The following is a 15,491-nucleotide window of genomic DNA, read 5'->3' on the forward strand; positions in this document are numbered from 1 at the left end:
CACTTACATTTACAAGCTAGAAATTAGCATATATAAAGCCTTGTGTTGCTCCTATATATCCAAATATTAATATAACAGCTATCAACGCATAATAAGCAATCCATCTTACCGCTAATGGCTTGGCCGCTATGCTCTCTCTTATAGCTATACCTTTTTCTTTAAGTACACTTATAATAAATACTATAATACATCCAGCGATTATAATTATATAATCTCTTGCTTCTATTCCAAGGTCTAATAATGAACTGTTAAGCTGTGAAAAGCTTAATCCCTGAATTGACCATCTTATCATACATAATGCCTGACTTACACTGTCAGCCATATCAAAGTACCAGCCTATATTAACAAGTATAAATGTTCTTATAATCTGCCATAAAGTCCAGCCCCTGCTTGTTGCATTAATATGAAACTTTGAAAGAAGCTTCTTGTATACAGGCTCTAAAAGATTGCTTATTGCAATAATAAAGCCATTGTAAAGTCCATATGCAATATATTTCCAGGCTGCTCCGTGCCATATACCTACGATAAAGAATATTACTATATTAGCAAAGCATATAGGAAGTGTTCTTCCAAATGTATTGCCAAAGTGCTTCTTTCCCCACTTTCCGAACTTATTCATCTTCTTAGAAAGTGACATCGGATAGAATATGTAATCCTTCATCCATGTACCAAGTGTAATATGCCATCTTCTCCAGAATTCACCTATTGACTTAGAGAAATATGGCTGTCTGAAATTCTCATCCATTGTAATTCCAAACATCTGTGCAGCACCGATAACTATATCTATTCCACCAGAGAAATCCATATATAAATCTACAGAGTACATAAGCACTGCCATAATATAATGAAATCCGCTGTATGCCTCATAATTATTAAATACATTAAGAACAAGCACTGCCGCCCTGTCTGCAATAACAACCTTCTTAAAAAGTCCCCAGCCGATTCTTTGAAGTCCGTATTCTACATTCTTTAAATTGAAGCTGTGTCCACTGTAAAGCTGCTTTCCTAATCTGTCATATCTTCCAATTGGACCCTGTAAAAGCTGTGGGAAGAATGATACGAATAATCCCATCTTAAATATGTTCTTCTCACACTCATACTTTCCCTGATATACATCAATTGCATATGATACAGACTGGAATGTAAAGAACGATATTCCAAGTGGCAGTCCCATTCCAAGAAGACCTATTGGTTCTTTACCTATAAGTCCAAGTACGGAATTAATATTCTCTATTGCAAAATTACTATATTTTACAACTGCTAACATTCCAAAATCCAAAAGAAGTATAAGGAACAACACCCATCTTTTCTTTCTTCTAAGGCTTTCTTTATAAGCCTTCTTATCTTCTCTTGAAAGTGTTTCTTTATTATCTTTTAAATATCTGTCACCTGTATTCTGTATATTTTGAAGCCAAATGCCTCCGAAATATATAGTTACAGTTGCAAATACCATAAATAAAGAAGCTTTAATACTAAATGTAAAATAATATATATAACTTAATATAAGAAGCCATATCCACTGTACATTCTTGGGAAGAACATAATAAACAACTATTCCAGCTAATAAAAATACAAAAAAGGCTACTGTTGTGAATGACATTTATTGTTCCTCCATCTCTTTATACATCTCATCAAAGGTATTATAAAAATACTTTGTTTCATCTAATGTTCCGTTAAAATGTCCTTTTAACACTTCTGCTAATACTTCTGAATATTCTTCTGCAAGTTCTCCACCCATATGACCTTCTTTATCTCCATAATCAAGATCACTTCTGTCAAGAACTGATAATCTGGCTTTGTTAAAATTATAATAAGGTACATTCTGTTCTTCAAAGAACTGTGAAAGTACATCATTAACAGTTCCCATTCCAAGCTTCTGCATAACGCTTGGTGTTATTGGTGATGTAACACATATAAGCTCAATACCATTATCATCACAGAACTTCTTTATCTGCTTGAACTTGGTTACAGCCACCTCTGAAAGACCATCATTCTCTCTGCCTACCCAGCCATCAACATAAGCATCACCACCAGGCTTAAGTCCGCTTACCTCACGATAGAAAAATCCCTTTCCAATATATGGGCCATTGGCATCTGGTACCTCTATTGAGTAGATATCCGCATCCTTATATTCCTGCGAACGCTTCTGTGAAATATTAGTCTTTACTGATGATGGAGTACAAAGATATACATTTCTCTTCGTAAATGCATTCCTAACATCAAGATTAAGCATATTCTCTGCCATATACTTCCACTTTACTGGTGATGACCAGCTAAGCTGGTTGTATATGAATGGTTCCTGAAAATATCCTTCTGCCTGAGGTTCCATCCAATACTGGTAATCCACATCAAATATAAGTGTCTTAATCTTCTTACTGCGGCACGCTTCCTGTAACACATAATAAGAATCCTTTACCATCTCACCAGGTATTGCAAGACTGAATGAATTCGTGTCGTTAACATCATCTATCTTCTGCGGGTCAATTGCACTTCTTGCATGCGATGCACCTAATACAAGTGTATCTATATCCTCATCTGAATTCTGGAAATATGTAAGCACATATCTTACATATCCTGTCTGTGCAAACGCGTAATCAAATATTGCTACCAGTACAACAAGCCCAACAATAAATCCAGCCACTCTTATCCATGGCACTGCCCTTTTCATAATTATTCTTATCTCCTCATCTTAAATGTGTAATTCCCACTTGTGTGGAATTCTTGTAACGCCAACATCTGTTATATTAGATACAACCTCAAACTTAAGAGCCTGCTTATAATAATCAACAGGTATACCCTCTCCATATTCAATAGTTATATCTACCCAGTAATTACCAGGTATAAGATTAAGATCTTCAAGTTCTACCTTATATCTTCCGTCTTTATCAATGTCAAAATTCTCTATTCTGTCTATTCTTGTATTAGTACCATAGCACCAGAGAGCATCATTTCTGAATATACCAAATCCAAATACTGCATCAGTAACTTTATTATCAACGTGATAACCAAGGTCAAGTATAACTTTCTCTCCTGTCTTGAATATTCTGCTCTCCTCGCCAGCCTCATTATACATATGAATATCTGTAAATCTTGCGTCTTCACTTCCGTATCTTGAATTAACCTTCGCACGCTCTTTCTTGATACGTTCTTCTTCTTTCTTCTTCTCCATCTGCTCACGTTCAAGCTTTGCCTGACGTAGCTGCTCTTTCTCAGCCTGTTCCATTCTCTCCTGATTCATATAGTCAAGATATTTAAGATGGACATCTTTTGGAGTTCCTTCCGCTTCTATAAGACCATTTTTTATCCATATAGAACGGTCACATATCTGCTCAATCTGACCTAATGAATGTGATACAATAACGATAGTTGTTCCCTCTGCCTTAATCTCTCTTAACTTATTGAAACACTTTGCCTGATAGTTAGCATCACCAACGGCAAGGATTTCATCAATAAGAAGAATATCAGCATCTACATTGATAGCAACTGCAAAAGCAAGTCGCATATACATTCCTGAAGAATAAGTTCTTACTGGATTATCTATGAAATCTTCAAGTTCTGAAAATGCTATAATATCATCAAGTCTTGCATCTATCTCTTTCTTGGTAAGTCCGAATATAGAAGCATTAGTATATATATTTTCTCTTCCGCTCATATCCGGGTGAAAACCTGCTCCAAGCTCTATAAGGCTTGATACTCTTCCACGCATCTCAATTGTTCCTGAGTCAGGGTATATAATCTTAGTAAGCATTTTAAGTGTTGTACTTTTACCACAGCCATTCTTACCTACTAAACCTATAGCCTCACCTCTCTTAACATTAAAGCTTATACCATTAAGAACATGTCTTTTCTCATATCTGTTGCGCTTCCAGAAAAGCATTTTTTCCTTAAGTTCGCTTCCCTTATCATAATACACTTTAAAATCTTTAGTTATATTTTTTACTTCAATTGCATTATCTTTATCCATCATAATCCTCATTTCTGCTTATATATCTAATTGTCTATACTATTCTAATTAGAATTCTTCTGCAAAACCTCTCTGAAGCTTCTTAAACAGAACTTCTCCGACAACTATAAATACAATACCTATTATTAATGCAAGAGCCAGCGAACCAAGTTCTGGAACTTGTCCATAATAAATAATCTGTCTGTATATTTTAATAATAGGTGTCATAGGATTTAAGTTAAATATTAAAATAAGCCAGTCACCAGCACCAGAATTCTCTACCATATCAACGCCATACATTACCGGTGTCATATACTGGAGTGCCATAACAAATATTCCAAGAATATACTGTAAATCCCTGAGATATACTGTAAGTGATGATACTATAAGTGCAATACCAAGACATAGTACATACTCTACAACCATAACAACAGGAAGACATAATAATGCAAGTGGATTAATACCTCTTCCTGATACAATAACAACTATAAATACAACAACAAATGTAAGTATCATATTAACAAATGCACTTGTAACTGTTGATATTGGAAGAACCTCTCTTGGGAAGTATATCTTTTTAACCATATCCTTCTCTTTTAATATACTTGCCGCACCGTCAGTTACACTTGATGAAAAGAACATCCAAGGCACAAGTGCCACGAAAAGGAACAAATAATACTGTTCATAGCTTGCCCTCATAATTATTGAGAACACAATTGTATACACGATAAGCTGTAATAAAGGGTTGACGAATGTCCAAAGAAATCCAAGAACAGAACCCTTATATCTTCCTCTTAAGTCTTTTCTTACAAGACTTATAATCATTTCCCTATATTCATATAATTCTTTAATATGTTGCATCAGAAATTTCTCCTCTATATCTAAATCCTGCATATTATAATAACAATCATTTTCTTTGTCAAACGAATAATTTAAAACCCTTAAGACTTTGAATGAATCTGTCTTAAACGCTCACTCACAATATCCGCTGAACGTTTGTATGCAAGATGTTCTCTGGCATATGCCTGTCCATTAACTACCTTGGTGTTGTAATACTCTTTGTCTTCATAGAGCCTTACCATATAATCAGCAGCTTCATCAATGTGTGCATCTGCCCACACATTGCCCTTCTTAAATACATCATAGTCCTTATCAAGTTCTATCATATCGTATCCAACCATACACGCCGTATGATCATTCATAAACTCTGTATTACCCGACCACGCCGTTGCTATAACCGGTGTTCCAAGATACATAGCCTCCGCCATTACAAGCCCGAAGCCCTCTGAGCGGTGAAGTGATACATATACATCTACGTCTTTAAGAAGAGAATTAACTTCTGTCTTATTAATCTGTCCACACATAAAGTAAATATTATCTTCTTTATCTACAATAGAGCTTATAATCTTCTCATCGTCTGCTGAAAGCTCTGACTCACTTATCTTAATTACAAGACCTACATCCTTATACTTGTTCTTAGTTGCTTCATCTTTCAGGAATGCCTGCTTAAATGCTTTAATAGCTGCCAATGGATTCTTTCTTTCCATAACACTTCCACTATTAAACATTATTAAAAACAGGAACTTGTCTTCTGGAAGATTAAAATGCTTCCTGCCATACTGTGCACTTGCAACAGGTTCTATACAATGTGGAACCGTAACCACAGGCTTGTCAGTATATTTCTTAAGTGTATTAGTAACAAAATCCGATGGTGTCCACACTTCATCGACAAGCTTAAATGCCGGAAGCCATTCCTCTGGAAATGTCTCTAATTCCCACGCCCAGTAACCTATATTATATCTGTAATCCCATACATCTTTGCCAAGGCTTAAATATGCTACCATAAACTCACTTGCATTAACATGTATTATGTTAACATCATATGGAAGCTGTGTTGTAAGCCTGCTGTCATACATATCATTGGTTCTTGAGCCTCCCGGTGGAACAAAGAAATCCCTTATAACGTGTGGCTCATTATTCTCATCAAGCAGACTGCACATAATACGTGCACTCTGTCCTAATCCATTATCCCCCTTTATATTGCCTATTATATTAGCACCTTCCTTGTATCGTCCCGGTACATACTTTTCTATAGTATCTGCCGACAGCTTTTCTGTTGCATTATTAATAATTCCCGCCTTCAGCTTACTTAGCAGTTTCATCGGAAGCACTTTTACAAGAACTGGCCTTAACGCTTCACCTGCATTTAAAAATAATTTGGATAACGCCATTGTATACCTCTATTCTTCTATAATTTAATAATCTGCCTATCATTATACTGTTATAAATAACATTCCCATTATAATAGATATTTAATCGCGTAAATTGCAATAGCTGTATAATTTTACCACATTATTAATATAATTACCATATATCTTTACATATAAATAATCCTGCATCTTTAGTAATCTTAAAAGGCTTCCTTGCAAGCTTATTTCTTATAAATGCTTTAAAATCGGAATATCTGTCAAGAAGATACTGGTTCTGGTTGCCGTGGCAGGAAAGAATATATTCAATAAGCGGCTCTGCTTTATCAACTAACAGGTGATCATTATATTTTCTGACATCTACATTATTAAAATGCTTAATCAATATATCCTCTCCATTATCCAGCCCGAATTTATCATACAGATTATCCGCAGCAAGAACAATTCTTTTATCAAACTCTGTTACAAGATCACTAATCTCTTTCATGTGCGAAGCCCCATAAGTTGCACATATAAATACTCCACCCGGTTTTAACACTCTTTTGACTTCTTTTAGAACGCTTTCTATATTATCACAGTAAAATAATACATGATTAGCAAGAACTATATCGAAATAATTATTCCTATAAGGAATATCCGCACAGTCAAATGTATTAAACTTAAATGATACAGACTGTCCTGTCTTATGTGCAGTACTATCCGCCCCATTCTCGTTAGCATATTCCGCTTCTATATTTCTTCTTGCATCATTCACCATACCATCGGATATATCGCTTAAGAACACCTGTAGCCCTGAAAGTTCTCTTACATTATTCTTATTATCAACCCACAGTCTTCCATCACCACAGCCTATCTCCAGAATACGCTGTCCGGTCTGTATATTGCTCTGTTCATATATCCAGTTAAACCAACCCTGCTTATTAACTGAATATTCTGCATGAAGATTAATTCTTGCGGTTATATTTCCAGCATTAAGATACTGTGTCTTTAAAGTGCTTTCCATATTAGTAAGGTGGATAAGCGAAAGCATATTGCTCCAATCTACTGATTTGTTATTTTTAAATGTATCTATCGTGTCTTCAATCGCATTCTTTACAAGCTCCATCTGTGCTATTTTGTCCTGAATAAGCTTAAACTGCAAATTAAGCGAATTAAGAAGGATGTTATAATCTGAATCACCGATAGTCATATTTCTTATATCCTCAAGCGAAAACCCAAGATACTTAAACAACAGTATCTGCTGCAGCCTCGTAAAATCTGAATCCGTATAAAACCTTACTCCGTCCTCTGTAAGAAGTGACGGCTTTAAAATATTCTGTTTATCATAATATCTTATAGTTCTTACTGTGACATTTGCTTTCTTGGCAAACTCACCAGAAGAATAATAACCTTCTTTATGCATAACTTCCTCTTTTCTTTATGGTATATTTTACTGTAATCATACCTGAAATTCTGTTTAAAAACTTATTGCAAATCCTATTTGAAAGCTTATTTGAAATTATATTTTAAGGACTATTAAAATCCTATTTGAAGATCTGTTTGAAACCATAAAAATCATAAATAATGATAAAATTTCTTCTTGTATCGCAAAAAATACTTGAAGATAACGTTACGTCACCTTTTATTATATATATATCAAAACAAAAAGCAAATATCAATTTACTAAAAAACTATAATCTGCTTAGTAAGCACTAATCTGCTAAACAGGTATTAATTTATTTAAAACACACTATTTATTAAGAAAAGAGGAATGACTATGAAAGGTATTATTCTCGCTGGTGGTTCTGGCACACGCCTTTATCCACTCACAATGGTAACAAGTAAACAGCTTCTTCCTATATACGATAAGCCTATGATATATTATCCTATGTCAGTTCTTATGACTGCTGGAATTCGTGATATTCTTATAATATCTACTCGACAGGATACACCTAGATTCAAAGAGCTTCTCGGTGACGGAAGCCAGTTCGGTGTTAATCTTTCTTATGCTGTACAGCCATCACCTGACGGACTTGCACAGGCTTTCATTATCGGTGAGGAATTTATCGGCGATGACACTGTTGCTATGGTTCTTGGCGATAACATATTCGCTGGCAACGGACTTAAGGAACGTCTTAAAAATGCTGTTAAAAACGCTGAAGAAGGCATAGGTGCTACAGTATTTGGTTACTACGTTGATGACCCTGAAAGATTTGGTATTGTAGAATTTAACGAAGCCGGCAAGGCTATATCTATAGAAGAAAAGCCAGCTAAGCCTAAGAGCAATTACTGTGTAACAGGTCTTTACTTCTATGATAACAAGGTTGTAGAGTATGCGAAGAATTTAAAGCCATCTGCAAGAGGTGAGCTTGAAATAACAGACCTTAACCGTATATATCTTGAGAACAACAACCTCAATGTAGAACTTTTAGGTCAGGGCTTTACCTGGCTTGACACTGGTACTCACGAAAGCCTTGTTGAAGCTACTAACTTCGTTAAGACAATTGAAACACATCAGCACCGTAAAATAGCCTGCCTTGAAGAGATAGCTTATCTTAACGGCTGGATAACTAAAGAGGACGTACTTAAGACTTATGAAGTCTTAAAGAAAAACCAGTACGGACAGTATTTAAAAGATGTGCTTGACGGCAAATATATTGACGTACTTCATAGCTAGAATATATTATCATTTGGTGTGTAGCGCACACTGCACCATTTTAATTATTAATATGTGCACAGAAACGAGGATTATATATGAATATTATTGTTACCGGCGGTGCCGGATTTATCGGAAGCAACTTCATTTTCCATATGTTAAGGAAATATCCAGATTACAGAATTATCTGTCTTGACTGCCTTACATATGCGGGCAATCTCTCAACACTTGCTCCTGTAATGGATAATCCTAACTTCAGATTTGTTAAGGAAAGTATCACTGACAGAGAAGCTGTATACAAGCTTTTTGAAGAAGAACACCCAGATATGGTTGTAAACTTTGCCGCCGAGTCACACGTTGACCGTTCTATCGAGAACCCGGAAGTATTCCTTGACACTAACATCAAAGGTACTGCTGTTCTTATGGATGCGTGCAGAAAGTACGGAATTAAGCGTTATCATCAGGTATCTACTGATGAAGTATACGGTGACCTTCCACTTGACAGACCTGACCTTTTCTTCACAGAGGAAACACCTATACATACATCAAGTCCATACAGCTCATCAAAGGCTGGTGCTGACCTTTTAGTATTAGCTTACCACAGAACTTATGGACTTCCTGTAACTATAAGCAGATGTTCTAACAACTACGGACCATACCATTTCCCAGAAAAGCTTATTCCTCTTATGATTGCCAATGCTCTTAATGATAAACCACTTCCTGTATATGGTGAAGGTCTTAATGTCCGTGACTGGCTTTATGTTGAAGACCACTGCAAGGCTATTGACCTTATCATTCACAAAGGACGTGTCGGTGAAGTATACAATGTCGGTGGACATAATGAAAAGAGAAATATTGACATCGTTAAGCTTATCTGTAAAGAACTTGGCAAGCCTGAATCACTTATCGTTCACGTTGGCGACCGTAAGGGACACGATATGCGTTATGCTATCGACCCTACTAAAATCCACAACGAACTTGGCTGGTTACCAGAAACTAAGTTTGAAGACGGCATAAAGAAGACAATCCAGTGGTATCTTGACAACAAGGAATGGTGGGAAACTATCATCTCAGGCGAATACCAGAACTACTATGAGAAAATGTATTCTAACCGATAATTAATATATTTTTATATACCACCTGACAATTTATTTTTATCTGTCAGGTGGCAGTATTTTTAGATTAATCAAAGAAAGGTAATAACTATGGGACAGATTAAAGTAACTCCTTGCGATATTGAAGGACTTTATATAATAGAACCTACTGTTCACGGCGATAACCGCGGATATTTTATGGAAACTTACAATCAGAATGATATGCACGAAGCCGGTCTTGATATGGTATTTGTTCAGGATAACCAGTCACGCTCTGTTAAGGGTGTTCTTCGTGGCTTACACTTCCAGAAAGAATTTCCTCAGGGAAAGCTTGTACGTGTAATCAAAGGAAGCGTATTTGATGTTGCTGTTGACCTTCGTGCAGGTTCTAAGACATACGGCAAATGGTTTGGCGTAGAACTTACAGAAGAGAACAAGAAGCAGTTCTATATAAGCGAAGGCTTTGCACACGGCTTCCTCGTATTAAGTGACGAAGCTGAGTTCTGCTACAAAGTAACTGACTTCTATCATCCTGGTGATGAGGGCGGTCTTGCGTGGAACGACCCAAGCATTGGCATTGAATGGCCACAGGTTACAGGCAAATATCCAGGCAGTGCTGACCCATCTGGATACAAGCTTGAAGACGGAACCCCACTTAATTTCAGCGAGAAAGATACCAAGTGGGAGACACTTGAGAATACATTCAAGTTCAAATAAAATAAAAAATGCGGAAACACTCTACTATATCGGTGTTTCCGCATTTTCACTATCAACCCATAAAGCAGTACATTTCACCCTTTTTTAACTGAACTGCAACGCATTTACTTTCATTTTCCTCACCAATATACGCTTTATTATTAAGCACAACATTAAAGCTTGTATCCCGTAATGCAGTTAAGTCTGCTTTTACATTTCTCTTATCAACATCCCAGCTTAAATAATCAACTCTCACACCAGCACGTGTTAAAAGTCCGCTTATATTTCCTGCTGGTATATTACTGCTTAATGCAGGAAGCAGTTCTACCGTGTTCTTATCCGAATACACTAGCATTTCATTAATAATTCCAGTTATTCCATATAATGTATCTGTGCAGGCGACACCCTTAGCCCTGTTCGTATTATGATCGGTAAATAATGTTGAATAAAATATATCGCTATGCACAAGCATATTTAATATATTATACACTTCCTCTGAATTCTTAAGCCTTGCCTCAACAAGTGCCTTATGAATCCAGCCGTGTGATGCCGTGTCATCTTTTCCAGAATTCTCCTTATTACGGTTTAATATTGCCTGCCGGCAGGCATTGGCAAGTTTATTATTATGCTGTGTCTGATATGCCGGCCACGCACAATAAAGATGGCTTATATGCCTGTGGGCATTATTTTCCTGATACTCTTTCATAGCCCACTCTCTTATTGCACCACTTTCATCATATTGATAATCCGGAAGCTCATTATTTAACTTTTCAGCCTTCTTAATTCTTTCCTTGTATCCTTCATTCTGAAGTTCATTTTCCATATCAATATACATAGCTATAATATCTTTTGCCGCAGCTATATCCATTGAAGCATTGGCTGTTATTGCACTCTTATAGCCAAGCGGCTTGTTCTCTGGTGAAAATGACGGAATTATAAGATACTTCTCACCAGTAAATAAATGTGTCTTACCCTTTTCATATCTTGCATTGCCCTCAATATCTGTGAAGTACTCAGGTGTGCAAAGCTGCTCCCAGAAATTATAAGTTTTTTGAAGAAGCGGCATAAGAATATCCTTCTTTACATTAAAGACAGCCTGATTATACTGCTTTATTATCTTTTGATCAGTTGTTGTAATTGACACATCACCATAGCAGTCAACCCATTCTGCTATAGGAAGTATCATCCAGCTTGCACCCGTATTCCAATACTGGAACGGATAGTTAATGTCATACTCAACCATCATTGCCCTCTGTCCGTCAGTATTGATAGGTGCTAACAGGGCATTTTTCATTCCATATACCTTTTTAGCATTAATCTCCCAGTCTTTAAGCTGTCTTAATACGAACCATATATACCCAACGCCAGCTTCATACATATTGCCACTGTTAATTCCCGATACCTGAATATTAACATTAGCATCCATGGTATACGCATTACGCCACATCAGATTCCACTCTCCAACACCTGGTCCATTAAGCCTTGGTGCTGTATAGCCAGCCCCTGACATAAGCCCATATCTTGCATTATTATATATTCTTTCAAGAAGCGGAATAAGAATATCTGGAACTTCTTTCTGCTTATCTAGAAGCTCCTCATTAGCTGCCATATTATATATATTGTACCTATCTTCATTATCAGCTATTGCGCATTTACTATTGTCATCAGCTTTAGAGACATTATCATAATATTTCTTTTCTTTATCATTTTTATTAGATATACAATCAGTATTATCGTATAAATATAATGATACCCTGTTATATCTTTCAGCACTTTTAATACTATGTTCTTTGATTGCAGCATCATAGAAAATTTCTTTATTATTAAAAAACGCTTTATCAGCTGTGCCTAAACTATCATTTACCTTTGCAAAACATTTTCTAATAAGCTCTGTATCAAATATACTGCCACTCTCACATTCTGACTGGAAATCTTCAAGCCTGCCAAGCTTATCTGTCCAATCAAGATATGTTATAAGAATAATCTTGTCCGATTTATTCAATTGAATAATTGGTACTATATTATCTATACAGGTATATGCCTTGTCTGATTTATTCAATTCTATCATATTGACTATACCATCTGTAATAAATCTGGTTGCACCTGCAAACCCTCCATTTGCAAGCTCACTTCCCTCAAATGAAGGATAATGTGCCACAACACCAACTATATCATCTTTAACAAAACGCGAATACTTCATTCCTCTCTCTGATGTTGCCTGTTTATTCTTATCCATACCAAACTTATGCATTGCCTCAAAATCATCAACTGAAATATTAACGATAAAATCCTTCGCTCCTGTAATCTCTGTAATAACAACATCATCAGTCAAGGATGCAAAAGTTCTTTTAGTTATAGTTCTTCCATCTGCCTTATATTTAACAACAATCTCAGACCTGTTAAAATCTGTATATCGTTCATAATCCGTAATATTTATATCATCATTTCGTGTCATATGAGGGTGTTTTGCAGCTTCTGATATTAATGCGTTAGTATCTGTTATATCAGCACTCCTGCATAATTTCACCCTGAGCTGGTGTCCTGGATGATGACAATACATATTGGTACGTTTTCTGTTGTGTATATCCCAGGTATCGTCCATATTAATAACTGACTGCCTTGCCTCATCCAGCTGTCCTTCAACCTCTAAAGGCACATATCTTGGCTCTTCTGACGGCATAATATACTCAACATTCTGGAATATAAAGCTGTCATTTAAAGGTGCACACGATGTAATTACACCTATGTGGCCATCTGCCGCTGACATACCATCGTGCCACGCAACATCATACATACCATATTCCTCATAGGGTTTAATTTCTTTATATATTTTTGAATATGACCAGTTATTATCTCCCATAATTACCCTCATTTCTGTATACATTAATCTACAGACATAATTATCCCAGAAGCAAAAGATACTTTTATCACACCCTTATATCTGGATTGATACATTGCTACACAATTCACTCAATCCTCCAAAACCTCAGCTCATATAATTATATTATAATGTATAATTCTCATCTGGATTGATTAAAAGCTTTACCCCTATGTTAAATACACCATCTCCATTTTCCGCAAATAACGAGAACAATGTACCCGTAAATGTCATTGTCCGCGTACCCTCCGTGCTAAGTCCTGCATTAAGTCCTGAACCTATCTGCCTGTATGCCACCCTTGCACCAAGATTAGCAGTGTCAGCTATTGCATAAGAAAATGTATACTTTTCCCTGTCTGTATCTATTTTTATCAAAAGCTTTGAATTCATATCTTCATTATTAATGGGAATTCTTTCAAGCTCAACACCCATATCGTGTATATGTTTATAAAATCCTATATACCTGCCATTATCATCATTGCCTATGTATATCTCATAATGATAATCGTTATTGTAATATGCCGCAACGCCACATCTTTTTGCATTACATCTTGCTATATCAAGACACGCATATAAAGTTGTCGTGAATTCCGGCTGTTTAAATGACACAATTGTTGGTGATTTGCCAGCCGTGTTAAGTGTTATATCTGTTCCCTTAAGTGTAAGCACAGCATTTTTATTATCATATATATACTTTGACATATCAGGATTTCTTGTATATTGAAGCCTTTTATCAAGCAGTTCATCTGTAAAATCTATATCCACACTGTGGTCTTCGTACAGAATTGGCTGTCCGGACTGCTTATCAATACGGATATTGGCAGAACTCTCTTCACAATCAAGTCCAGGCAGTGGTGCATCCATTACAAGCTCAATTGTTCCATTGCCATTATAACCAACAACCGGCCAGCCATTTTCCCACTTTACTGGTGCAAGAAATGTTTCTCTCCCAAGATTATGAAGCAAAGCATGGCTGAATCTTCTTATTCCAAGAAACACAAGCCACCAGTTACCATTCTCATCCTCTAATAAATCCGCATGTCCTGTCGCCTGAATCTCTGATTTCTTATATTCCTTATGAGATATAACAGGATTATCCGGACAAGCCTCATATGGACCATATACATTATGCGAACGTTGGATTGTTTCACGGTGTGCATATTCCGTTCCACCTTCTGCTATCATAAGATAATACCAGCCATCCTTCTTATAAATATGTGGGCCTTCCGGACACTGTCCACCACAACCTTCACTTATAAGCTTCTTCTCAGATAATATCACACCTGTAAGCGGATTTATCTCAAATGCAACAATTCCACGTACACCGTCAATTATTCCCGTTGAACAATAATAACATTTGTCATCATCATCAAAGAATAATGACGGGTCAATTCCCCCCTGGTCAATCCACGCTGGCTCAGACCATTCGCTGTTAATATCTTCTGTATGAACAACAAAATTACCTTTATCAGTAACATTTGTTGTTATCATATAAAACATACCTTTATGATATCGTATCGTTGGTGCATATATTCCTCCCGAATTACGACAGTCCTCAAGTTCTAACTGTGAACGCCTGTCCAGACAATATCCTGTAAGCTCCCAGTTAACCAAATTCTTACTATGATATACAGGCACTCCTGGGAAGAATTCAAATGTGGAATTCACAATATAATAATCACTTCCTACACGGCATATGCTTGGATCAGGATTATATCCCGGAATAATTGGATTTTTAAATAACATATGGCACCTCCAACTTTTATAAACTTATTTTATAAATGTATATTATAATTATTATTGTATTATTTCAAGGTGAAATATCGCTGTTTCATATTATTTTACAGAAATAATGCCTATAAATATTCAAAACGAAACAATCAATATAATATTATAAAGACAGCATTAATCTGACAAAAAATGTAATTATTATATAAAAGCTATCTGTGTCGGAAGAACCATAAATGTATCATTGAAATATCAAATTATATATATTATAATGGGGGTTAGTATTCTAGGCACTTAAATAACAATATAC

The 15,491-nt window shown here is 36.0% G+C and carries 11 protein-coding genes; 3 read left to right on the forward strand and 8 right to left on the reverse strand.

The features are described from left to right. Positions 1 to 16: 16 nt before the first annotated feature. The 6 genes from BM157_RS00925 to BM157_RS00950 form a co-directional block, all read right to left on the reverse strand. Positions 17 to 1,600, reverse strand: coding sequence for an MBOAT family O-acyltransferase (locus tag BM157_RS00925; RefSeq protein ID WP_055175645.1), 1,584 nt, complete (start codon positions 1,598 to 1,600; stop codon positions 17 to 19). Further along, on the reverse strand, positions 1,601 to 2,668 hold the full coding sequence (locus BM157_RS00930; RefSeq protein ID WP_022502969.1) for a hypothetical protein: 1,068 nt from the start codon (positions 2,666 to 2,668) through the stop codon (positions 1,601 to 1,603). Positions 2,669 to 2,689: 21 nt separating this feature from the next. After that, a complete protein-coding gene (locus BM157_RS00935) occupies positions 2,690 to 3,964 on the reverse strand; it encodes an ABC transporter ATP-binding protein (protein WP_022502970.1) in 1,275 nt (424 codons plus the stop codon). 48 nt (positions 3,965 to 4,012) lie between these two features. After that, positions 4,013 to 4,804: an ABC transporter permease gene (locus BM157_RS00940; protein ID WP_022502971.1), complete on the reverse strand. Its 792-nt coding sequence runs from the start codon at positions 4,802 to 4,804 to the stop codon at positions 4,013 to 4,015. A gap of 80 nt (positions 4,805 to 4,884) precedes the next feature. Further along, the gene (locus BM157_RS00945; protein WP_022502972.1) at positions 4,885 to 6,174 is read right to left on the reverse strand and encodes a glycosyltransferase family 4 protein; all 1,290 of its coding nucleotides are present in this window, start codon (positions 6,172 to 6,174) and stop codon (positions 4,885 to 4,887) included. 133 nt (positions 6,175 to 6,307) lie between these two features. Then, on the reverse strand, positions 6,308 to 7,552 hold the full coding sequence (locus tag BM157_RS00950) for a MerR family transcriptional regulator (protein WP_022502973.1): 1,245 nt from the start codon (positions 7,550 to 7,552) through the stop codon (positions 6,308 to 6,310). Between the two features lie 354 nt (positions 7,553 to 7,906). On the opposite strand from BM157_RS00950, the gene rfbA reads away from it, so the two are divergent. The 3 genes from rfbA to rfbC all read left to right on the forward strand — a co-directional run bounded on the left by rfbA (position 7,907) and on the right by rfbC (position 10,596). Continuing rightward, a complete protein-coding gene (rfbA, locus tag BM157_RS00955) occupies positions 7,907 to 8,806 on the forward strand; it encodes a glucose-1-phosphate thymidylyltransferase RfbA (protein ID WP_055306398.1) in 900 nt (299 codons plus the stop codon). A gap of 77 nt (positions 8,807 to 8,883) precedes the next feature. Next, positions 8,884 to 9,903 carry a dTDP-glucose 4,6-dehydratase gene (gene rfbB / locus BM157_RS00960; RefSeq protein WP_090139577.1) on the forward strand — a complete coding sequence of 340 codons (1,020 nt, stop codon included), beginning with the start codon at positions 8,884 to 8,886 and terminating at the stop codon, positions 9,901 to 9,903. An 87-nt stretch (positions 9,904 to 9,990) separates the two neighbouring features. Further along, a complete protein-coding gene (gene rfbC / locus BM157_RS00965; RefSeq protein WP_022502976.1) occupies positions 9,991 to 10,596 on the forward strand; it encodes a dTDP-4-dehydrorhamnose 3,5-epimerase in 606 nt (201 codons plus the stop codon). Positions 10,597 to 10,648: 52 nt separating this feature from the next. On the opposite strand, the gene BM157_RS00970 is transcribed toward rfbC, so the two are convergent. Both BM157_RS00970 and BM157_RS00975 read right to left on the reverse strand, forming a co-directional pair. After that, positions 10,649 to 13,435: a glycosyl hydrolase family 95 catalytic domain-containing protein gene (locus BM157_RS00970; protein ID WP_318255715.1), complete on the reverse strand. Its 2,787-nt coding sequence runs from the start codon at positions 13,433 to 13,435 to the stop codon at positions 10,649 to 10,651. Between the two features lie 144 nt (positions 13,436 to 13,579). Further along, the gene (locus BM157_RS00975; protein ID WP_055306395.1) at positions 13,580 to 15,199 is read right to left on the reverse strand and encodes a glycoside hydrolase family 43 protein; all 1,620 of its coding nucleotides are present in this window, start codon (positions 15,197 to 15,199) and stop codon (positions 13,580 to 13,582) included. Between the last annotated feature and the right edge of the window lie 292 nt (positions 15,200 to 15,491).

Origin of the sequence: [Lactobacillus] rogosae (assembly GCA_900112995.1) — a bacterium.
Lineage (GTDB): Bacteria > Bacillota > Clostridia > Lachnospirales > Lachnospiraceae > Lachnospira > Lachnospira rogosae.

Coding starts and splice junctions, on each gene's coding strand:
- BM157_RS00925 (WP_055175645.1), bottom strand. CDS start 1,600: ATGTCATTCACAACAGTAGCCTTTTTTGTATTTTTATTAGCTGGAATA.
- BM157_RS00930 (WP_022502969.1), bottom strand. CDS start 2,668: ATGAAAAGGGCAGTGCCATGGATAAGAGTGGCTGGATTTATTGTTGGG.
- BM157_RS00935 (WP_022502970.1), bottom strand. CDS start 3,964: ATGGATAAAGATAATGCAATTGAAGTAAAAAATATAACTAAAGATTTT.
- BM157_RS00940 (WP_022502971.1), bottom strand. CDS start 4,804: ATGCAACATATTAAAGAATTATATGAATATAGGGAAATGATTATAAGT.
- BM157_RS00945 (WP_022502972.1), bottom strand. CDS start 6,174: ATGGCGTTATCCAAATTATTTTTAAATGCAGGTGAAGCGTTAAGGCCA.
- BM157_RS00950 (WP_022502973.1), bottom strand. CDS start 7,552: ATGCATAAAGAAGGTTATTATTCTTCTGGTGAGTTTGCCAAGAAAGCA.
- rfbA (WP_055306398.1), top strand. CDS start 7,907: ATGAAAGGTATTATTCTCGCTGGTGGTTCTGGCACACGCCTTTATCCA.
- rfbB (WP_090139577.1), top strand. CDS start 8,884: ATGAATATTATTGTTACCGGCGGTGCCGGATTTATCGGAAGCAACTTC.
- rfbC (WP_022502976.1), top strand. CDS start 9,991: ATGGGACAGATTAAAGTAACTCCTTGCGATATTGAAGGACTTTATATA.
- BM157_RS00970 (WP_318255715.1), bottom strand. CDS start 13,435: ATGGGAGATAATAACTGGTCATATTCAAAAATATATAAAGAAATTAAA.
- BM157_RS00975 (WP_055306395.1), bottom strand. CDS start 15,199: ATGTTATTTAAAAATCCAATTATTCCGGGATATAATCCTGATCCAAGC.